General features: G+C 62.8%; 18 protein-coding genes. 4 read left to right on the forward strand and 14 right to left on the reverse strand.

The genetic code is table 11. The annotated features are described in order from the left end of the window. The first annotated feature begins 45 nt into the window (after window positions 1-45). Window positions 46-2175, forward strand: a complete 2130-nt coding sequence (locus ACN9MU_RS27220) for an alpha-amylase family glycosyl hydrolase (protein WP_426319169.1) — start codon at window positions 46-48, stop codon at window positions 2173-2175. 1 nt (window position 2176) lies between these two features. Here ACN9MU_RS27220 and ACN9MU_RS27225 read toward each other — a convergent pair whose 3' ends face one another. The 12 genes from ACN9MU_RS27225 to nosZ form a co-directional block, all read right to left on the reverse strand. Beyond that, complete coding sequence (locus ACN9MU_RS27225; protein ID WP_426319170.1) at window positions 2177-4186, reverse strand: hypothetical protein; 2010 nt, start codon at window positions 4184-4186, stop codon at window positions 2177-2179. Window positions 4187-4193: 7 nt separating this feature from the next. Then, window positions 4194-4562, reverse strand: coding sequence for a YbaN family protein (locus ACN9MU_RS27230; RefSeq protein ID WP_426319171.1), 369 nt, complete (start codon window positions 4560-4562; stop codon window positions 4194-4196). 7 nt (window positions 4563-4569) lie between these two features. After that, complete coding sequence (locus ACN9MU_RS27235; protein WP_426319172.1) at window positions 4570-5148, reverse strand: MEDS domain-containing protein; 579 nt, start codon at window positions 5146-5148, stop codon at window positions 4570-4572. A 66-nt stretch (window positions 5149-5214) separates the two neighbouring features. Further along, window positions 5215-5526 carry a cupin domain-containing protein gene (locus tag ACN9MU_RS27240; RefSeq protein WP_426319173.1) on the reverse strand — a complete coding sequence of 104 codons (312 nt, stop codon included), beginning with the start codon at window positions 5524-5526 and terminating at the stop codon, window positions 5215-5217. Continuing rightward, window positions 5483-6544, reverse strand: a complete 1062-nt coding sequence (locus ACN9MU_RS27245) for an FAD:protein FMN transferase (protein ID WP_426319174.1) — start codon at window positions 6542-6544, stop codon at window positions 5483-5485. The genes ACN9MU_RS27240 and ACN9MU_RS27245 overlap by 44 nt, the downstream gene beginning before the upstream one ends. After that, window positions 6544-6867, reverse strand: a complete 324-nt coding sequence (locus ACN9MU_RS27250; RefSeq protein ID WP_426164596.1) for a c-type cytochrome — start codon at window positions 6865-6867, stop codon at window positions 6544-6546. Before ACN9MU_RS27250 ends, ACN9MU_RS27245 begins: the two co-directional genes overlap by 1 nt. A gap of 34 nt (window positions 6868-6901) precedes the next feature. Further along, complete coding sequence (locus ACN9MU_RS27255; protein WP_426164598.1) at window positions 6902-7420, reverse strand: nitrous oxide reductase accessory protein NosL; 519 nt, start codon at window positions 7418-7420, stop codon at window positions 6902-6904. Next, window positions 7417-8241, reverse strand: coding sequence for an ABC transporter permease (locus ACN9MU_RS27260; RefSeq protein ID WP_426319175.1), 825 nt, complete (start codon window positions 8239-8241; stop codon window positions 7417-7419). The genes ACN9MU_RS27255 and ACN9MU_RS27260 overlap by 4 nt, the downstream gene beginning before the upstream one ends. Next, entirely contained in the window at window positions 8225-9145 is a 921-nt protein-coding gene (locus ACN9MU_RS27265; protein WP_426319176.1) for an ABC transporter ATP-binding protein, read from the reverse strand. Before ACN9MU_RS27265 ends, ACN9MU_RS27260 begins: the two co-directional genes overlap by 17 nt. Then, window positions 9126-10409, reverse strand: a complete 1284-nt coding sequence (locus ACN9MU_RS27270) for a nitrous oxide reductase family maturation protein NosD (protein WP_426319177.1) — start codon at window positions 10407-10409, stop codon at window positions 9126-9128. The genes ACN9MU_RS27265 and ACN9MU_RS27270 overlap by 20 nt, the downstream gene beginning before the upstream one ends. Before the next feature lie 4 nt (window positions 10410-10413). Next, window positions 10414-12579, reverse strand: coding sequence for a 4Fe-4S binding protein (locus tag ACN9MU_RS27275; protein WP_426343722.1), 2166 nt, complete (start codon window positions 12577-12579; stop codon window positions 10414-10416). 21 nt (window positions 12580-12600) lie between these two features. After that, the gene (gene nosZ / locus ACN9MU_RS27280; RefSeq protein ID WP_426164608.1) at window positions 12601-14529 is read right to left on the reverse strand and encodes a TAT-dependent nitrous-oxide reductase; all 1929 of its coding nucleotides are present in this window, start codon (window positions 14527-14529) and stop codon (window positions 12601-12603) included. Window positions 14530-14635: 106 nt separating this feature from the next. Between nosZ and ACN9MU_RS27285 the strand changes: the two genes are divergently transcribed. Next, window positions 14636-16786 carry a hypothetical protein gene (locus ACN9MU_RS27285; protein ID WP_426343723.1) on the forward strand — a complete coding sequence of 717 codons (2151 nt, stop codon included), beginning with the start codon at window positions 14636-14638 and terminating at the stop codon, window positions 16784-16786. An 8-nt stretch (window positions 16787-16794) separates the two neighbouring features. On the opposite strand, the gene ACN9MU_RS27290 is transcribed toward ACN9MU_RS27285, so the two are convergent. Beyond that, on the reverse strand, window positions 16795-17442 hold the full coding sequence (locus ACN9MU_RS27290) for a glutathione S-transferase family protein (protein ID WP_426164612.1): 648 nt from the start codon (window positions 17440-17442) through the stop codon (window positions 16795-16797). A 113-nt stretch (window positions 17443-17555) separates the two neighbouring features. On the opposite strand from ACN9MU_RS27290, the gene ACN9MU_RS27295 reads away from it, so the two are divergent. Continuing rightward, complete coding sequence (locus tag ACN9MU_RS27295; protein ID WP_426343724.1) at window positions 17556-18146, forward strand: TetR/AcrR family transcriptional regulator; 591 nt, start codon at window positions 17556-17558, stop codon at window positions 18144-18146. Here ACN9MU_RS27295 and ACN9MU_RS27300 read toward each other — a convergent pair. Further along, window positions 18143-18724, reverse strand: coding sequence for a DJ-1/PfpI family protein (locus ACN9MU_RS27300; protein WP_426343725.1), 582 nt, complete (start codon window positions 18722-18724; stop codon window positions 18143-18145). The two genes, ACN9MU_RS27295 and ACN9MU_RS27300, sit on opposite strands and share 4 nt — an antisense overlap. A 142-nt stretch (window positions 18725-18866) precedes the next feature. Here ACN9MU_RS27300 and ACN9MU_RS27305 point away from each other — a divergent pair, with 142 nt between their 5' ends. Further along, window positions 18867-19802 (forward strand): GlxA family transcriptional regulator, encoded by a 936-nt coding sequence (locus ACN9MU_RS27305; protein WP_426343726.1) that lies wholly within the window; start codon window positions 18867-18869, stop codon window positions 19800-19802. Window positions 19803-19869: the final 67 nt, after the last annotated feature.

Consider the following 19869-nt stretch of genomic DNA (forward strand, 5'->3'; position numbering starts at 1 on the left):
AAACTACTCCATACTTTGTCAACCAAAACAAAGAAAGGAAGGACTATGGAGACTCAACGCAACAAAGTGTTCGCGGCAATCCTGGCCGCTTTCGCCCTCAACGGGCAGGCCGCCCCGGATACCGCAGTCGGCAACAAGCAAGGCTTCAACACGGACGTGATCTATCAGATCGTGACCGACCGCCTGGCGGACGGCAACAGCGCGAACAACCCCACCGGCACCGCCTTCAGCTCCGGCTGCACGCAGAAAAAGCTGTTCTGCGGCGGCGACTGGAAAGGCATCCAGAACAAGATCGAGGACGGCTACCTGACCGGCATGGGCATCACCGCCATCTGGATTTCGCAGCCGGTGGAAAACATCACGGCAGTGCTGAACTACTCCGGCACCAACAGCACCGCCTACCACGGCTACTGGGCGCGCGACTTCAAGCGCGCCAACCCGGCCTTCGGCACCATGACCGATTTCAGCAACATGATCAACGCGGCCCATGCCCGCAACATCAAGGTGATCATCGATTTCGCGCCCAACCATACATCGCCTGCCTCGGCCACCGATACAAGCTTCGGCGAGAACGGCAAGCTGTATGACAACGGCGCCCTGCTGGCCGGTTACGGTTCCGACCCGAACGGCTACTTCCACCACAATGGCGGCACCGATTTCTCCACGCTGGAGAGCGGCATCTACCGCAACCTCTTCGACCTGGCCGACCTGAACCATAACAGCGCCACCGTGGACGCCTACATGAAGGCTGCCATCAAGGTGTGGCTGGACCTGGGCATCGACGGCATTCGCATGGACGCGGTCAAGCACATGCCCTTCGGCTGGCAAAAGAGCCTGATGTCCTATATCCAAGGCTACAAGCCGGTGTTCACCTTCGGCGAGTGGTACCTGAGCGAAAACGAGGTCGATCCGGCCAACCACTACTTCGCCAACCGCAGCGGCATGAGCCTGCTGGACTTCCAGTTCGCTCAGAAGGTGCGCCAGGTCTTCAAGGACGGTTCGGCGAACATGACGTCGCTGAACCAGATGGTGAGCGATACCGCCGGCCAGTACTCGCACGTGGGCGACCAGGTCACCTTCATCGACAACCACGACATGCCGCGCTTCCAGGTGGCGGGCGCCAGCGGCCGCAAGCTGGAACAGGCGCTGGCCTTTACCTTGACCTCGCGCGGCGTGCCTGCCATCTACTACGGCACAGAGCAGTACATGCAAGGTACCGGCGATCCGGACAACCGTGCAATGATGACGTCTTTCGCCACCACCACGCCTGCGTACGGCCTGGTGGCCCGCCTGGCCCCTCTGCGCAAATCCAATCCCGCCATCGCCTACGGCACGACGCAGCAGCGCTGGGTCAACAACGACGTGCTGATCTATGAGCGCAATTTCGGCAATAACGTCGCCGTGGTTGCGATCAACCGCAACCTCTCCACAGCGACGTCGATCAGCGGCTTCATCGCCGGACTGCCGGCGGGCAGCTATACCGACGTGCTGAATGGCCTTGGCTTCAATGGCAACAACATCACCGTCGGGGCCAACGGTGCGGTCAGCAATTTCACGCTGGCAGCCGGCGCCATCGCTGTCTGGCAGTACACTGCCACGGTGGCTTCGCCAAAACTGGGCCACGTCGGTCCGAACATGTCGATGCCCGGCAAGACCATCACCGTCGACGGCCGCGGCTTCGGCGCCACCAAAGGCACGGTGAAGTTCGGCAGCACGGTGGTCAGCGGCGCCAACATCCTGTCGTGGGAAGACACGCAGATCAAGGTGCTGGTGCCGAGCGTGGCCGCGGGCATGAGCGGCGTGAGCGTGGTCACGGCTGGCGCGGTCACCAGCGATAGCTGGGATAACTTCGAAATCCTCAGCGGCCCGCAAGTGACGGTGCGCTTCGTGGTGGGCAACGCTACCACTTCGCCGGGGGAAAACGTCTACCTGACCGGGGATAAGTTCGAACTCGCCAACTGGAGCGCCACCGCGCCGCTTGGCCCGCTGTTCAACCAGGTGGTCTACAGCTATCCGAACTGGTACACCGATGTCAGCGTGCCGGCCGGCACAACGGTGAGCTACAAGTTCCTGAAGAAGAGCGCCAACCCCACCGTGTGGGAGGGCGGCAGCAACCATACCTTCACCACGCCGGCCAGCGGCACGGCGACGGTGAACGTCAACTGGCAGCCATGAATCAGGGCTTCAGCTTCATGATCGTGTGCTGAGTCGCCACGTATAGCGCGCCCTTCCTGTCTATGGCAAGGGCGCGCAGTTTGCCTGCGTCTTCCGGCAAGCCTTTCCCTTCGGTGCCAACTTCGCCGTCCGCCGATATCTTGCGCAGCATCCCATCATCGATCAGGTAGATGTTGTTGGCAGCATCAGCCGCCGCGTGCGTAATGTTGCGGAAGCGCGCCAGCAATCCTGTTCCATTTCCGCTGCCTTTCCGTTCGCGGCTGCCCGCCGCCAGCCATTGGTAGCCGTCGGCGCCGACGCGGGTGATGTAATGGCCGTGCAGCATGAAGACGTCGTCGCTGGGGGCCACCAGCACATCGCCGCAACCATCTCCTGCCCGCAGCTCGATCTTGCGCGCGACGCCGCGGGGGCGAATGCGCCACAGCACGTTATCGGCGCAATACCAGGCCTGGCCGCTGGCATCCGCCGCGATGCGGTGCTGGCCCAGGCCGGGCAACATGAAGGGTTCCGCATCCTGGGCGACATAAGCCCAGATGCGTTTCAGCGCAGGCATGAAACCGGTCTGCTCGGGCGTCATGCCAGGCGGCCCGCTAACCAGGGAGATCAGGCCTTCCGCACTCACTCCGGCCAGCCCGCCATTGGCGGTCACAAACACGCCGGTGCTGGGCCGTGCAACCATAGAGCCGTGCAAGTCCACCTGGGCTGCCGCATGGGATTCGCGCAACTTGCGGAAACTGCCCGCCTCCAGCAAGGTACGCACAATGCCCTCCTTGTCGATGCGGCGCAACTGGTCGCCGTCCAGCACATAAAGCCCGCCGTCGCGCCCTACTGCAAGCTGGGTAATATCGCCGAAACGCGCCTGCATTGCCGGGCCATCGCGGTTCAGCGAGGCAGCGTATTGCAGCGCAAATGGCTGCTGCTGGCCGCTGGCGTCCCAGCGCATGGCCGCCAGCCGCTCGGCCAGCAGCACGTTCAGGGCGCCCTCGCGATCGCGCACAACGCCTGACAATTCGCCGGTTACGTCGCCGGTGCCCAGCAAGGGCACAATCAGGCCGTTATGTTCGATGCGGTAGATGGTGCCGGTGGCAGGCGACGTCGCCAGCAGCCGGCCCTGGGAATCCGCAGCCAACTGCCCGGCCGGCACCGCGCGCGCCTTGTCGGCAGTCGGCATGCTCGGGGCTGAATAGCGACGCAGGCATTTGCCGCGCTGGCATTCGTCCAGCGCCCCCGCCACGACACCTGCATCGTGCTCGGCATCGGCCGGCCGCGCCTCTTTTGCTTCGCGTACCGCTTTCTCGGCAGCACCGCGCACCGCCGCGATCACGCTGGCGGAGACGCGCTCAGTGGCGTTCCCCTGCTGCGTCTGCGCCTGTCCCTGGTCGGTCGACGCCCCCGATTGCGTGCCGAGCGGCTGCCATTTTCCTTGCCCATCGATGCGCAAGGCGCCGGCTGCGTCGGACAACACGATCCCCCCGCTTGCGTCAAGCGCAATGCCTTGCGGCTGAAACGGCAACCCCTGGGCCATCGTGCTGACCACGCCGTCGGCGCCGATGCGCCGCAACGCGCTATTGCCGGCATCGGCCACCAGAAGGCCGCCCGCTGCATCGAGCGCCAGCCCGGCCGGATGGTCGAAGCGTGCTGCGATACCCTTGCCGTCATTGCGTCCGGCAGTACCGGCCTGGCCCGCGACCGTGCGCACCTCGCCGGCCGGCGAGATCGCCTTTACCGCATGGTTGCCGGCATCGGCCACATACAGCGTGCCATCGCTCGCCGCCGCCAGTCCTGCCGGGGCAATGAAGCGCCCCGGCAGGGTCGCCAGCCTGCCATCCGGCTTCAATGCCCGAACCGATGCGCCATCGGTGAAATAGATGGTGTCGTCGCTCCCCACCGCGATGCCACGCGGCGTCTCCAGCTTCTCGCTGCGCAAGGCACTGGGCGCTCCCGCAATCACTTCCCAGCGTGCGGCGAAGGCGGCATGGGACAGCAGCAACGCGGCTGCAGCGGCAATCAAACTTTTCTTATTCATCCAGCGGGCGGGAGGTGGGAAGGCGCAACAGGTAAATCGTCACGCCGCAGGCAACCAGGAACAGCATGACTTTCAACGAAAGGAAAGGCACCCTGTACATCGAGTAAAACATCGACGGCCACATCATCGCCATGGCCAGGACCTTGCCGCGCAACGGTATGCCGCGCCCGTCCTCGTAATCCCGCAGGTAGCGGCCAAAGCGGCCGTGGTTGCGCAGCCAGTTGTGCAATTTGTCCGAACTGCGCGCGAAACAGGCCGACGCCAGCAACAGGAAGGGCGTGGTGGGCAGCAGCGGCAGGAACACGCCCAGGACCGCGAGGACCATGAACAGGCAGCCGAAAGTGACCAGGACGATTTTCATCGCCCCATTATAGCGGCGGGCAGGCCCTCGTATGCGCGTTGTGCACTTCGCGGCAGATCGCCGGGTCGCCGGCATCGAAGCTGGCCTTTGGGTAGGCGCAGAACAGCGGGAACGATTCGCGCTGGCACAATTGCGTCCACATATGTTCCAGCCGCATAGTGGCCCGATACAGCCTTTCTTCCCACAGCAAGGCCACCATTTCGCCGAAGGCGCGCACCGTCGGGTGCTTTTCACGTGCCTTGGCGAGCAATTCCTCGACCATTTCAATGAAACGCGATTCGGCAGGCCAGCCGTCAAACATGAATCGCGCCAGGCAGGCGCGGGCATCGCGAACGATGTACTGGCCGCTCGAGGCAGCAGCGCTGACGCTGATGCCGTTGCGTTCCAGGCGCTGGGCCAGCGCTGCCCGGTGCTCCGGGGTGGCAATAATGACGATGGCGTCGTTGCTGCGGAATCCCTCCACGACAAAAGCCTCCAGCGTATCGAGGAACGATTCTTCGGTTTCGTACATTTGCACCACGTGGTCGCAATGCGAAATATGCTGCCAGAACTCCTCTATCGCTTCCTGCTGCTGCGTCGGTTGCATTCTCTTGGCTCCGAAAGTAAAGTGACCAAGAGTAGCAAATAAAAACGGTAAAAGATGCGCGCTTTGTCACGCGCCGCGGTCGTGCAGGTGCACCGCCAGCCATAAGGCGCCATCGGACACCTTCTTCACCGTGTGTGCGGTGCGCGCCGGCAGGAACAGGTAGTCGCCAGCCTTCAACGGCACCTTGCGCCCCGCCACTTCAAGCATGGCCTCTCCGGTCAGCAAGATCACCCATTCGTCCTGCTCCTGTACGCATTCCTGGGATTCGATTTTCGACGTGCTGACGATGCGCTCGATCACCAGCCCCTTGTGCGACAGCAGCGTATCAAAGCGCTCACCCGTTGCGGGCGGCAGTGCATCCTCGTACAGATTTCCCATTTCCGTTTCCCTGGTCAGTGCGTGCCATCATGGCAGGCGTAGCATACACCTCGCCCTGCGCGTCGATCAGCATGGCTTCCTTGAGATCGAGCCGTTGCGCCATGCCGCACCAGCCCTGCGGGCCGACAACGAACAGCGGCTTGGAGTTACCATCCGAACGCAAGCCGGCATCGGCCCCACCGGAGGTGATGATGGTCACCGATGCCACCAGGTCCACCGTCTGTCCGGTGCGTGCGTCGATGATGTGGGCATGGCGCTTGCCATCCTTCATGAAGTAGCGCTCATAGTCGCCGCTGGTACCGATCGCCTCATTGTCATGCAGGGCCACGCGCGCCACCATCTCCGGCCCGCGCGGATTGCGGATGCCGACCATCCATGGCCGCGAGCCAGGCTGGCCGAGTGCAATCGCGTTGCCGCCAACATTGACCAGCGCCGCTTTGACGTTGGCCCGGCGCAGGATTTGCGCCGCACGGTCCAACGCAAAGCCCTTGGCGTAGCCGCCCAGGTCCAGCATGACGGCGCGGTTGCTGCTGGTAATGCGGTTGCCGTCGAAATGCAGGTCCGCCATGCGCGGATTGGCCTTCACCAGCCTGTCGACTTCTTCTGCCGGCGGGCCGCCAGCCGTAATATCGTTCTTCTGGAAACCCCACAACCGGATCAGCCGCCCGATTGCGGGGTTGAACGTATCGCCGGAGCGCGCCGACAGTTCGGCCGCGGAGCGCAACAGCCCCACCATTTCCTCGTCTGCGTCGAAAGGCTCGCCGCGGGCGATAGCATCGTTCAGCGCCGTGAGCTGGCTCGGTTGCCAGGCGTGGTACTTGTGGTGCAGGCGGTCGAACTCGCGCAACACGGCCGCGCCCTGCTCGCGCGCCTCCGCTTCGGAAGGCCCGTAAATGCTGACCTCCACCTGCGTGCCGAACACATGCCCCTGCACATGGTGCACCTCATCCCTGGCCGTGCAGGCCGCCAGCAAGGGCAGCAGCACGGCGCAAGCCAACAGCCGCCGGCGCTGGATCATCAGCTCTTGGCCATGAAGTCGATGGCGGCCTTCACCTCGTCGTCTTTCAGGCCAGGATTGCCGCCTTTTGGAGGCATCATCTTGAAGCCGTTCAGGCCGTGGGTGTACAGCACTTCCTTGCCCTGCTTGACACGCGGGCCCCAGGCGGCCTTGTCGCCGACCTTAGGCGCGCCCAGCACACCGGCGGCGTGGCAGGAGGCGCAGTTGGCCGAATAAATCTTCTCGCCGTTGACGCCGGCGCCCTTGGCAGGTGCGGCGGCCATGACCGCAGGCGCCAGTACGGCGGCAGCGATAGCGACGGTCAGCTTGGTAAATGTTTTCATGCTTGTCTTCCTCTTGGTTGGTGGGTAAAAAACTTCAGCGCATTGAGTCATCACGCGCGTCGTGGGCCGGCTTGGTGCCCAGCTTGAGCACGTCCGGCTTGACCTGGCTGTAATCGAGCACGCGGCCGCCTTCGCGTGCTGCGAACGCTTGCGCATCCTCCTTGCTGGCAAAGGTGCCGATAGTCGGTCCCATGGCGCCCCGCGCGCGGCTGTCGATTACAAAGAATGCGTTGCGGGCTTCGATCCAGTGGCCGCGCGGCTTGTTCCAGTCGGCCTTGCCCATGTCCTGCACGTAGCTGGCGCCTAAGCCGCGCTGGCCATCTTCGCCGAACAGCACCTCAAACAGCTCGGACAGGCTGCAGAAATAGTCGATATGGCCGTCCTTGAACACGATTTGCGCCTTGGGGCCCGGATAGTCCTTGAGGCTCATGCCGTCCAGCGCGCAAGCTGCGTCGTCCGCCGGCTCGCCGGCCGCCAGCGAGCGGGCGGCATCGCCGCAGGCGGCCAGCATCAGGACCACCACCATGGCGGCGGCATTTCGCTTGAACTTCATTTGAACCTCCACGTTGCAATGGCGAAGGGAACTGCGATCCAGGCCAGCATCACGCCAGCCAGCAGGCCCGGACTGGTCATATGCTCCGGCATCACGGTGGCCAGGCCATACAGGCCCTGCACCTGCTCGGAGCTGAAGATGTTCAGCAGGCGGAACACGTCTGCGGGATTGAGCATCAGCAAGGCGCCGAACACGCTGCTGTCCAGGGCTCCCTGCGACAGCACCAGCACCCCCATCAGCACCATGTCGAACACCAGCACGAACAGGAACCACAGGCCGATGGCCACGCCGCTGGCGCGGATGCGGTTGTGCGCCAGCACCGACAGGCACAGCGACATGCTGAGGAATGCCAGTCCCAAAAGAATGGCGCTGCCGGCGAAGCCGAGGAAATGCATGGCGTCGCGCGCATCGAGCTGGTTGGAGAGCGCCAGCAACGCCACGCCGAAGCCCAGGGCTGTCGATGCAGCCAGCGCTGCCGCCAGGCCGGCAAATTTTCCGAGCAGGAGTTCAAAGCGCGTAATCGGCAGCGACAGCAGCAACTCCAGCGAACCGCGTTCACGCTCGCCGACGATCGCGTCGTAGCCAAGGAGCAGCGCAATCAGCGGCACCAGATAGGTGACAAGGCTGGACAGGCTGACAATGGTGACGTCGATGCCGCGGTATCCCACGCTGCCCTGCTGCGCCATGCCAAACCAGACAATGGCCAGCGCAAACACCGCAAACACCAGCGCCACCGCCAGCACCCAGCGGTTACGCAGGCGGTCACGGAACTCACGGGAGGCGATGGTGGCCGCCGCCGACCAGTCAAGCCGCGCGTGCATGACGGCCTCCCATCCCGAAGAACAGGTCTTCCAGCGACGGTTCGTGGATCGCCACGTCATCGATGGAGTCGCTGAGCGTAGAAATCAGCTGCAGCATCTGGATTTTCTGCCGTGGCGCGCAGGGAACGCGAATGCAATCGCGCTCCACGCGCACCTGGTGTCCACGCAGCGCGGCAATCACGCGGCTGGTGCCGCCGGCGCGCGCCACCAGCCGTATTTCTGCCGGCATGGCCGCTCCGGCGCGCAACTGCGCCAGCGTGCCTTGCGCCGCGATGCGGCCCCCGCTCAGGATCACCAGCTCGTCGACCCGCTCCTGGATTTCAGCCAGGATGTGCGAGGTAATGATGATGGTCGCGCCCTCCTCGCGCAGCTGGTGCAGGATACGGTAGAAATCGTGGATGCCGTCCGGATCGAGGCCATTGGTCGGTTCGTCGAGGAATACCAGTTCCGGCGCCCCGAGCAGCAGCTGGGCGAAGCCAAGACGCTGGCGCATGCCCTTGGAATATCCGCCGACGCGGCGGTCCGCCGCAGCAGACAGTCCGACCCTCTCCAGGACGTTGCCGCAGGCACTGCGCGCGACTTTTTTCAGGTCGGCGAACAGGTGCAGCAGTTCCATGCCGGTCAGGTTGTCGTAGGCAACGAAGCTCTCCGGCAGGTAGCCGATACGCCGCCGCACGTCGCGAAACGCGCCGTCACTTGTCCGCACGCCGCAGATGCGCACTTCGCCGCAACTCGGTTCCAGCAAGCCAAGCATCATCTTGAACAGGGTGCTTTTTCCGGCGCCGTTATGCCCGATCAGGCCCAGCATGCGGCCGCGTCCCACGGACAGGTCGACGCCGTCGACCGCCTGCAGCGCTCCATAGCGCTTGCCCACGGCGCGCAAGTCAATCAGCTTGTCGTCCATGCCATTTTCTCCAATCGGTGTTCCAGGGCTGCATGCGGGCGTGCTTGTCGATCACGCTCGGTGCGCGCAGCAAGGGGAATTGCCGCGACACGAAGCGCAGCGTTTGTACGGCGGGGCTGCTCAGCAGGAGCTTGAGCAGCGGGTATTGCCAGTGCAGGCGGTCGACCACGTCGTTGGCCTGGTACAGCACATCGCCGTTGCCGTCGTTATCCTGGTCCCAGCCGCTGTAATTGCTCCAGTAATTGCCCTTGTTGCGGCCCCATTCGACATCCTTGGAAGCGACGAACTTGACCTGCTCCGCATTGTTGATAAAGTCGTTTCCATCCACAGTGTTATTGCTCGAACCGGCCGTCAGGTGCACCCCGGTGCGGTTGCCGATCACCAGGTTGCCGCGCAGGATATTGAATTCGGCATCGTAGATAAAGAAGCCGCGCCCATTGCCGGCGACAACGTTGTTCTCGATGACGGAATCCTGGATCGTGCGCAGCATGATGCCGTGGTCTTCGTTGCCCCGGGCGACGTTGTTGCGCACTGTGAGGTTGCGCACTTCCATCAACGCCAGCCCGGCGCGGCTCTGGTACACGGTGTTGCCTTCCCAGGAGCTGTTGTGGGTGTTCATATAGTGCGTTCCGTAGCGCACGTGGTGCACGGTATTGCCACGAAATGTGGCGCGGCGCGAGTAGTCGACGTAAATGCCGTCGCGCACATAGCTGATCGTGTTGTTGATGACCTGCGTGTCGTCGGTGTTGTAGACCTGGATGCCGTTGCCGCGCATCTGCGACATCAGGTCGCGGCGGCCGGTCACCAGGTTGCCTTGCAGGACGGCGCCGCGAGACTGTTCGAGCCAGATGCCGAAAAGGTTGGTGACCAGGTCGCAGTTGGCGATCACGATGCGGTCCGAGCCTGGCATCACGTAAATGCCGGCATTCTGCGAACCTAGGTCGGTGCCGCTGTCGCGCACGATCAGGCCACGGATTGACACGTCAGCCGATTTGACGCGAATCACGTCGCCCTCGTAGCCAGCGGCGATAGTCGGCTTGCCCACGCCCTCCAGGCGCAACGGCTTGTCGATCAGGATGCGTTCCCTGTAAGTACCGGCCATGACCTGGATCGTGTCGCCGGGGTGTGCCTGGCCGACGGCAGCGGCGACCGATTCGCCGGCGCGGACCTGGAGCACGGCCGCGTGCGCGCCTGCCGAGGCGCAGGCCAGCATCGCGGTGATGGTCGCGGCCAGAGCGGCCGCGCAAACCCTGAGGACACTCATGGTTTTACCCTGCCTTCCTTTTCAGCTCACTGCGAACCGAATCCAGCGAAATAAAGTAGCCGCGTTCATCGATAGGCGTCAGCGGCTGGCCATTCTTCTCGCGTGTCTTGCGCTCCTTGGCCAACGGCGGGCAGGCATGGTCGTCGTAGTACATCACCATGCAGTCCAGGCAAAGCAGGCATTCCTTCTGGTCGATGCGGCCCTGCGCATCGATAGCGTGCGAACCGCAGCCCTTGGCGCAGGCGGTACAGGTCACGCACTCCTGCTTGCGCTTCAAGCCGAACAGGCGGAAGAAGCTTGGCACGGCCAGGCCGGCGCCCAGCGGGCAGATGTACTTGCAGTAAGGCCGTTCGCTCAGGATCGAAATGCCGAGGATGACCGCCACGAAGGCAGCAAACGGCCAGCCGCGATTCAGCACGCCCACCAGGAAGGTGGTTTTGAACGGCTCGATCTCGGCCAGGTGTTCGGCCAGCTCCATCGAGTAGAAGGACACGCCAACCAGCACCGCGAACACGCCGTACTTCACCCATTTCAGCTTGTCGTGCACGCGCTTCGGCAGCAGTCCCTGGAAACGGCCCAGCCCGATCAGCGTGCCAAGCTTGTACGCCAGATGCTGAAGCGAACCGAAAGGGCACAGCCAGCCGCAGAACAGCCCGCGCCCCCACAGCACCACGGTGGCCACCATGAACCACCAGAAGATAAAGATGAACGGGTCGGACAGGAACAGTTCCCACTTCCACTGATAGACCAGGGAATGGAACCAGGTCATCACCTGCGTAATCGACGGCTGCGCCTTCAGGTACAGGCCGAAGAATCCGACCGCGATTACCCACAGGATGGTGCGCGGAATGCTGATCAGCGGCTTGCTCTTGCGGCTGGAGGCGCGCACCAGCCGGTCGCGTTGCGAGTACAGGCCTGCAGTGGCCAGCAGCGCCAGCACGAACAGCGTAATTTCGCCCTTGCGCGCCAGCCAGGCGGCCTTCCAGGCCGGCACCGGACGCTCGACTTTCGGGCGACCGCCTTCCAGGTAGCGCGCCGGCGTCCAGTATTCTTCGTCAAAGTGCACGAACACCTTGGTGTGCGTCTGCATGTCCAGCTTGTTTGCCAGCAGGCTCAGTTGCCATGGCCACGCTGGGTTGAAGTTTGCCGAGCGGACGATGAAGATGGCCGACTCCTTGTACTCTGGCGCATCGGCCGGCTCCAGATGGTACAGGTTCAGGTAATCGGTATCGCGGAAGGTGAAGCGGTCCGCATCCTGGCGCACCTGGATGCGGTCATAGATGCCGCCGCGCACAAAGCCGGAACCCTTGAACGATTCCAGGCCGGTGCCGATGATGAAGATCGCGTGCTCGTCCTCCTTCAGGTCCTGCATCAGGCGCGCATAATTGCGCTCGCCCAGCAGGCTGGCGCCGACGGTCGGCACGTTCAGGTAGCCGAAATGCAGGTCCATGTGGGGCTTGCCGCCGGAGGGCAGGCCCACATCCGCGCTTTCCACCCGCAGGTGCTGGATCGCGCCCTCCTTGACGAGCGCGGCCCAGTCCAGACGTTCGCGCAGCGGCGTGAAATGGGCGCGCGGTTTGACCATCCCCTTGAAGATGCCCACCTGCTTGCCAATCTCATACGCGCTTTGCGCAATGGTCTGGTTCTCGGCTATGGCAGTAACGGTGGCCCCGCTGATCGCATCAAGATCACCACCATCACGTCCAAGGCCGAGTTCCAGCTTGGCGTCGCCGGGCTTGCCAAAGTACTGCTTGACGAACTTGGTCAGCACAGTTTCGGGAATACCCGCCAACAAAATCGGTTCGGAGTGCTTCAGGATACGCACCCCGGTAATCAAACCTTTGGTATCCATGCCGATCAGGGTGACGACCGGCTTGCCAGAGTAAGCCGGAATGTCCACCACATCGGTGGACAGGAACACATAGCCCACCATCTTCTGCTTGCCCTGCTCCAGCGCGTAGCCTTCGACGTAGGCCGGGGCGCCTTTGCGCTTGGAAAACACCGTTGCGGCAGGCAGCACGTCGCTGCATGGCGCTTCGGCACACAAATCGGGACCACCCATCAACCCCGCGGACAGCACGGTGTCGTACATCGAAGTGGCCAAGGCGGGCGCTGCGCACAACGTCGCAAGCAGCGCTGCCCAAAGCAGGGAAATCAGTCGATACAGCATGGATAAACCGCCCTCGCGGGCTTAAGCCTCCACCAGGAAGCGGCTGCGCATTTCAAGATGCAGCGCGTGGCAGAAGTGCGTGCAATACATCCAGAACGCACCGGCATGGTCAGCCTTGAAGGTGACCGACTTGGTCTCCTGCGGGTTGACGATGAAGTTGATGTTGTAGGTCGGCAGCGCGCAACCGTGGGTCAGGTCTTCCACCTTGTCATGGTTGGTCAGCGTGATCGTCACCTCGTCGCCCTTCTTCACCTTGATGACCGGCATGCTGAAGGCTGGCGCCTGGGACATCAGGCGCACATGCACCTTGTTGCCATTGCGCGTAATGCCCGCGTTATCCGCCGTCACCTTGTTCGGGAAGTCGTCCATGTTGTAGATCTGGCGCGTCTTCACGATATCGCGGCGCACGATGATCGCGTCATGCGGTTCCGGATAAGCGGTATGGTCGGAAATGATCACCATCTTGTCGCCGGTGATGTCGATCAACTGCTCCGTTTCGCTGTGCAGCGGGCCGACCGGCAGGAAGCGGTCTTTCGAGAACTTGTTACCGGAGTTGAAGTACTTGCCGTCCGCTTCCTTGGTTTCACCCATCGAAGCGTAGCCGTGGCCCGGCTGGTAGTGCACGTCCACGCGGTCCACCACCGGCTTGACGCTCTTGTCGCCCTTGAACTGCGCGATGGCGGCAGCCACGTTCCACTTGACGATCTGGCTGTCCAGGAACAGGGTGGTGAAGGCGTTGCCCTTGCCGTCGAAGGCGGTATGCAACGGGCCCAGGCCGATTTCCGGCTCCGCCACGACTGCATCGCGTTCGGTTTTCAGTTCACCATCGAACCACTTGGCGACCAGCGCCACCTCGATCACGGTCGCAGTCGGCGACAGCTTGCCGGAGCAGACCATGTACTTGCCGTCCGGCGAAGCGTTGACGCCGTGCGGGTTTTTGCCGACCGGGACATAGCAGGTCACCGCAGTCTTCGGATCGGCATTGGCAGCCTTGCGGCCGTCAACCACAGGCACTTTCGACGAGCCGATGGTGGTGAACTTGCCGGCCTTGACCAGCGCCTCCACACGCGCCACGTCGAAGAACACGCAGGCGTCGCGTTCGGCGGCCATCATGCCCGCCTGGTCAGGTGCGTTCTCGGTGTTGTACTGGTTGGAGCAGGCGAAGCGGCCGTCGTAGGACGTCGCGGTCAGGTCCATATTGCCGTCCACGCGCACCTGCCAGCGCACCTCCATGGATTCCGCATCCACGCAGGTGAAGAGCGAACCCCACTTCGATGGATCATCCAGGTCGCGGCCATCGTTCGGGAACGGAATCGCGAATTCCGCGCCGCAGAACACGCGGGTGGTGTGGTTGATCGACTTGTCGACCGGGTCGCACTTGTCCGGGAAGATACCGTGGAAGCCTTGTACGTTAGGCAGTTCGGTGATCTTGTCGCATTCCATGGTGTCCATGCGGATGCGGGCCAGGCGCGAGTGGATCTTGTCGTTCACCCACAGGAAACGGCCATCGTAGGTGCCGTCCTTGTAGCTGCCGTGCACGTGGTGGGTATCACCGGTGGTGTATTTCAGGCTGCCGTCAGGCTTGGTGCCGATAATGGCCTTGGACTCGTTGGTGATACCCCAGCCAACCATAGGATCGATATTGAAAACAGGGATGCGGCGCAGCGTGCGCCCGGACGGAACGCCCATGATGCGCGCCTCGCCGGAATGCCCGCCGCTGGAGAACAGGTAATAGTCATCCAGCTGGCCAGGTTCCACATGCGCCTTGCTGGCGCCATGCGACTTGCCCGCTGCTGCTGCAGATGCTGTAGCAGAACCGGGCGCCCCCGCACCGTTCTCCTTGCAACCTGCCAGCACGCCAGCGCCGGCCAGGCCTAACGCAGCACTCTTACCCAGGAATCGACGACGGCTGTTCGTTTGCACGTCGTTTACCTCATTGTCGCTACCCATGTTTCAATACTCCTACTCTGTGTTATTCCAGTGCAGGACTGTACGGAGTTTGCGAATTAATTAAATTGATTCAGGTCAAGCGCTTTCAATTTGAGAGGATCTGCCCATGAAATCATTCCTGTCTTTTCTCGCAGCTTCGCTGCTTGCAGGCGCCGCAGCCGCGGCACCGCTACCCTCACTGCAAGTCAGCGACACGTCCGCGCAGGCGCAAGCCGGCGTGCCTGTCACCGTCGGCCACGTCTTCGCAAAGGGAGATGTGAAAGTGGGCGACTATTTCGCTGCAGCGTACAAGGGGGTCTCAATACCCGTGCAGGCCGACGTCAAGGCCAGGCACGCAGATGGCTCGGTACGCCACGCATTGATCAGCACCGTGCTGCCGCAACTCGCTGGCGGAGAAACCGCCAGCGTGCAGCTCTCGACGGTGCCATGGGCGGGCCCTGGCGGTGGTGCGCGCCCCGATGCCCTGCTGGCCAGCGGATTCAGCGCCTTGGTCCGGTTGAATATCGGCGGCGTGACCTACAGTGCGGATGCTGCACAGCTATTGGCCAGCAAGCCCTATACAAGCTGGTTGTCCGGCCCCCTGGTCAATGAATGGCAGGTAGCCGGACCGGTGACGGCAAACGGCGTCGCCCACCCGCATCTGGCGGTGCGCTTTGCGATCCGACACTATCCCCTGGCGGGCGCCGGCCAGTTCGGCGCAACGCGCGTCGACGTTACCGTCGAAAACAACTGGGCCTACGAACCCGATCCGAAGAATGTCACGTACGATGCGGAAATCCTGGTCAACAACCAGGCGGTGTACCAGAAGGCCGCGCTGACGCATTACCACCACGCCCGCTGGCGCAAGCTGTTCTGGGCCGGCGCCGAGCCGAAAGTGCATGTGAAGCACGACATCGCCTACCTGCTAGGCACGCGCGCCCTGCCCAATTACGACCGCACGGTGATGCCGTCGCAAACGGCGCTGGCGAAAATGAAGACCGACTGGGAGGCGGCCGACAGCGGCCCGATGGCAATGCCCTTGGTGAACAAATACATGCCATCGACCGGCGGCCGCCCTGATATCGGCTTGCAGCACGCCTGGGCCGCACTGTATATCCTCAGCATGGATGCGCGGGCCAGGCAGGTGACAAACGGGCTGGGCGACCTGGCCGGCAGTTGGCCGGTGCATTACCGCGACAGGAACACGGACCAGGTGGTGTCCATCGTCGACTATCCCTACGTACGCGACCAGCGGATCGGCTCCGACAGCTACAACCCGGTTACAAAGAAACATGAGGACATGCCGCGCTGCACCTCGACCGAGGCCGGCGCCTGCGCCACTCCCTACACGCCGGACACGGCGCACCAGCCCTCGTTTGCCTACTTGCCCTACCTGCTGACCGGCGACACTTACTATCTCGACGAGCTGCATTTCTGGGCAAACTGGAACCTGGTCACCATGAATCCGTATTACCGCTCACTGTCCAAGGGCCTGGTGAAGGGCAACCAGGTGCGCGGCCAGGCCTGGTCGCTGCGCACCCTCGGCCATGCGGCCTACATCACGCCCGACGCGCACCCGATGAAGCCCTACTTCAACCAGGTACTGCAACACAACCTGGACTTCTACAATACGACCTTCGCCGGCGGTGCGACCAACCAGCTTGGCTTCATCGACAATACCGCCACCAGTTATGCCGTGGCCTACGACGGTCCCACAGGCCCGAACACCGGCGTGGCACCGTGGATGGACGACTTCTTCACATCGGCGGTCGGGCACCTGCACGAAATGGGATTTGCCGGTGCCGAGCCGATCCTGACGTGGAAGGCGCGCTTCCCGATCGGCCGCATGATGGCCGGCGGCTATTGCTGGGTCGACGGCGCCGTCTATGCGCTCATGGTTCGGCCAAGCGCCACCTCGGCATATTTCAGCAGTTTCGCCGAAGCCTACCAGGCCACCATGCGCAACAACGACGGTTCACCAATGGTCAACAGCACGGGTGCACGCTACCTGGACCAGCCCTGCGGCAGCCAGGCGCAGGCCGACTGGCGCACCCAGGCAGACAAGGACGCCAAGGTGTGGCGTACGCCATGGCTGGCTGGCGAGATGACCGGCTACTCGGCTTCGTCCGAAGGCTACCCGTCGAATATGCAGCCGGCGCTGGCGATGGCCGCCGCCACAGGCATTCCCGATGCACGGGAGGCGTGGAACCGCTTCGCCAGCCGCAGCGTCAAACCGAACTACAGCGAGCGGCCGCAGTTCGCCATCGTGCCGCGTTGAGCGGAAGCTCAAGCCGCTTCCTGGGCCCGGGTGTACAGCGCCACTTGGGCCGCCATCGCCTTCGCGTAGGCGGGACGCGCCATGCAACGCGCCTGGTAGGCGGCAACCGCCGGGAATTCGTCCAGCAGGCCACTGGAATCCAGCAGGCGCAATACGGTCGACATCATGATGTCGGCAACGCTGAACGTACCGGCCAGGTATTCGCAACCGGACAGCCATGCCTCCAGGTCGCCGAGGCGGCGCTTCGCCATCGCTTCCAACCCGGGCCGGCGCGCCTCGACCCACGATTCTCCCGCATGGAAGACGTCCAGTTCTGCGTACGCGCCAAAATACGGCTCGACCGAATTGAGCGCGGCATACAGCCACATTTCGGCCAGTTGCCGCTCGCGGGCGCCGGAAGGCATCAATCCCAGCTTGTCGCCCAGGTGGCGCAGGATCGCTCCGGACTCGAAGATCGACTGTTCACCATCCAGCAGCACCGGCACCTGGCCGAAAGGTTGCTGCTGGCGGTAGGTTGAAGACTTTTGCTCGTCGGGCCCGATGGTCTGCACGGAATACGGCTGGCCTGCCTCTTCCATAGCCCAGCGCACGCGCAAGTCGCGCACGTAACCAACAGCAAAATCGGGAACGGAACGCAAAGTAACCAGGGTGTACATGTTGATCTCCTTTGGATTGGGTTGGAACATGTGGCCAGATTACGGAGATACATAATATGTTCAAGAACATAATTTGATTCGGACGCATAATGCGAACCGAGGAGGAGGAACCCATGCCTTACACCGCTGAGCACAAGGAACGCACCCGCAGCAAGATTGTCGAATCGGCCCGCAAGCTGTTCAACCGGCACGGCTTCGAGCAGGTATCGATCGAGACCATCATGTCCGGAGCGGGCCTGACACGGGGAGGTTTCTACAACCACTTTGACAGCAAGGATGAACTGTACGCGGCAGCTGTGGCCAGCTTCGCCACCTGCAATCCCTTCCGCAAGGACGTCGCCAGGTCGCCCGCTGCCGGCCAGCTCGACATGGCGCGGCGCCTGATCAACCTCTACCTGAGCGACGAGGTACTGGAAGATATTGAAAACCACTGTCCCCTGTATGCCCTGCCGGGCGACGTGGCGCGCGCCGGGCTGTTGCCGCAGCGCGCCTACACAGACCTGATCCGCAACCTGACGCGCATTTACGAACACGCGCTGAAGGATGCCAGCGACGGAGCACAGCGCGCGCAGGCGATTGTTGCGCTTTGCGTCGGCGGCATGGTGTTGGCCCGCACCACCGACGATGCCACGCTGCGCGCAACCCTGCGCGCGTCGGCACGCCAGCAAGCCCTGGCACTGCTGTTTCCAACTCGCGCAGATTAAGGCTTGATTTCCGTCCCAAGCAATTTCAGGAACTGCGCCATCCACTGCGGATGCGCAGGCCACGCTGGCGCCGTGACGAAATTGCCGTCGGTGACCGCCTGGTCCATCTCGACCGAAACATATTCACCGCCGGCCGAACGCACTTCCGGCGCACACGCTGGATAAGCCGAGATGCGCTTGCCCTTGACGACGTCTGCCGCAGTCAGGATCTGCGCACCGTGGCAGATCGCGGCAATTGGCTTGCCCGCCCTGGCGAATTCCTGCACTGTTTCCAGCACCCGTGGATTGAGGCGCAAGTATTCCGGCGCGCGCCCGCCAGCAATCACCAGCGCATCGTATGCCGACGCACGGGCCTCATCAAAGCTCGCATTCAGCGCGAACTGGTGGCCAGGTTTTTCTGTGTAGGTCTGGTCGCCTTCGAAATCGTGGATCGCGGTCTTGATCTTCTCTCCCGCCTTCTTGCCGGGGCAGACCGCATGCACGGTATGCCCAACCATCTGCAGCGCCTGGAACGGCACCATGGTTTCATAGTCTTCCGCAAAATCGCCCGTCAAAAACAGGATCTTCTTGATTGCCATTCCGATCTCCCAGTTAAAAACTTGCATGACGAAATACGCTCACGAGGTGTAGCGCGACTGACGAGGATAACATTGCTGGCCAGCACCCGCCGCTCGTGGCGCGTATGATGGGAATACCTCCTTTCATGCCACAGGCGCTATTGTGTTGAAAATCGGCTTCCTGTTGCCGCCTGCTTTCCAGATCATGGGCCTGGCGGCGTCCTCCGCCTTCGAACTTGCCAACACCACAGCGCGCGAGCGCCTGTACGACATTGGTTTCTTCTCGGCGCTCGGCGGCCCTGTCGTCAACTCCTTTGGCGTGAGCGTGGAAACCCTGCCGCTTGCCAGGCGCCGGCTGGACACCCTGATCGTTTGCGGCCTCGTCGCCCCCTCCCCCACCGACACGCAAACGCTTGAGCGCCTGCGCTCCGCCTCCCGGATAGCCCGCCGTACCGCATCCGTCTGCACCGGCACCTTCCTGCTTGGCGAAGCGGGACTGATCGACGGCCGGCACGTGACAACGCATTGGCTGTTCGCCCGTGCACTGCAGCAGCAATTCCCCGCCGCGAAGGTCGACGCGGACCGCATCTTCATCAACGATGGTCCGATCTGGACTTCCGCCGGCATGAGCACCGGCATCGACCTTGCGCTCGGCCTGATCGAAGCCGATTACGGCGCCGAACTCTCGGCATCCGTGGCGAAAAGACTCGTGGTCTACCATCGCCGCGCCGGCGGTCAATCCCAGCATTCGGTACTGTTGGACCTGGGCGCCAAGTCCGACCGCATCCAGCACGTGCTCGAATATGCGCGCAACAACCTCGAATCCGGGCTATCGGTACCTGAGTTGGCCGGCGTCGCCCACCTTAGCCCACGCCAATTCAGCCGCGCCTTCATGACTGAAACCGGCCAGTCCCCAGCCAAGGCGGTCGAGCAGCTACGGCTGGAAGCCGCGCGCCTGATGATCGAGCAAAGCCGCCACACCATCGAGGAAATCGCCGCAAAAACCGGCTTCATTGATACGGAACGCATGCGGCGGGCCTTCCTGCGCGTCTTCGGCCAGCCGCCGCAAACATTGCGCCGCATCGCGCGCATGTCCTAAAAAGAGGGAAATACGACATTTACGTCATAAGCAGCGAAACCTATATTGGAGACATCTCGAACTCTCC

This window comes from Pseudoduganella sp. R-32 (assembly GCF_049913245.1).
GTDB lineage: Bacteria > Pseudomonadota > Gammaproteobacteria > Burkholderiales > Burkholderiaceae_D > Rugamonas.

Excerpts from the sequence above, each read along its gene's own strand:
- ACN9MU_RS27265 (WP_426319176.1), bottom strand. The coding sequence starts at position 9,145 with ATGGACGACAAGCTGATTGACTTGCGCGCCGTGGGCAAGCGCTATGGA.
- ACN9MU_RS27240 (WP_426319173.1), bottom strand. The coding sequence starts at position 5,526 with ATGGGAAATCTGTACGAGGATGCACTGCCGCCCGCAACGGGTGAGCGC.
- ACN9MU_RS27285 (WP_426343723.1), top strand. The coding sequence starts at position 14,636 with ATGAAATCATTCCTGTCTTTTCTCGCAGCTTCGCTGCTTGCAGGCGCC.
- ACN9MU_RS27300 (WP_426343725.1), bottom strand. The coding sequence starts at position 18,724 with ATGGCAATCAAGAAGATCCTGTTTTTGACGGGCGATTTTGCGGAAGAC.
- ACN9MU_RS27270 (WP_426319177.1), bottom strand. The coding sequence starts at position 10,409 with ATGAGTGTCCTCAGGGTTTGCGCGGCCGCTCTGGCCGCGACCATCACC.
- ACN9MU_RS27230 (WP_426319171.1), bottom strand. The coding sequence starts at position 4,562 with ATGAAAATCGTCCTGGTCACTTTCGGCTGCCTGTTCATGGTCCTCGCG.
- ACN9MU_RS27275 (WP_426343722.1), bottom strand. The coding sequence starts at position 12,579 with ATGCTGTATCGACTGATTTCCCTGCTTTGGGCAGCGCTGCTTGCGACG.
- ACN9MU_RS27295 (WP_426343724.1), top strand. The coding sequence starts at position 17,556 with ATGCCTTACACCGCTGAGCACAAGGAACGCACCCGCAGCAAGATTGTC.
- ACN9MU_RS27290 (WP_426164612.1), bottom strand. The coding sequence starts at position 17,442 with ATGTACACCCTGGTTACTTTGCGTTCCGTTCCCGATTTTGCTGTTGGT.
- ACN9MU_RS27260 (WP_426319175.1), bottom strand. The coding sequence starts at position 8,241 with ATGCACGCGCGGCTTGACTGGTCGGCGGCGGCCACCATCGCCTCCCGT.
- ACN9MU_RS27255 (WP_426164598.1), bottom strand. The coding sequence starts at position 7,420 with ATGAAGTTCAAGCGAAATGCCGCCGCCATGGTGGTGGTCCTGATGCTG.
- ACN9MU_RS27250 (WP_426164596.1), bottom strand. The coding sequence starts at position 6,867 with ATGAAAACATTTACCAAGCTGACCGTCGCTATCGCTGCCGCCGTACTG.
- ACN9MU_RS27245 (WP_426319174.1), bottom strand. The coding sequence starts at position 6,544 with ATGATCCAGCGCCGGCGGCTGTTGGCTTGCGCCGTGCTGCTGCCCTTG.
- nosZ (WP_426164608.1), bottom strand. The coding sequence starts at position 14,529 with ATGGGTAGCGACAATGAGGTAAACGACGTGCAAACGAACAGCCGTCGT.
- ACN9MU_RS27220 (WP_426319169.1), top strand. The coding sequence starts at position 46 with ATGGAGACTCAACGCAACAAAGTGTTCGCGGCAATCCTGGCCGCTTTC.
- ACN9MU_RS27235 (WP_426319172.1), bottom strand. The coding sequence starts at position 5,148 with ATGCAACCGACGCAGCAGCAGGAAGCGATAGAGGAGTTCTGGCAGCAT.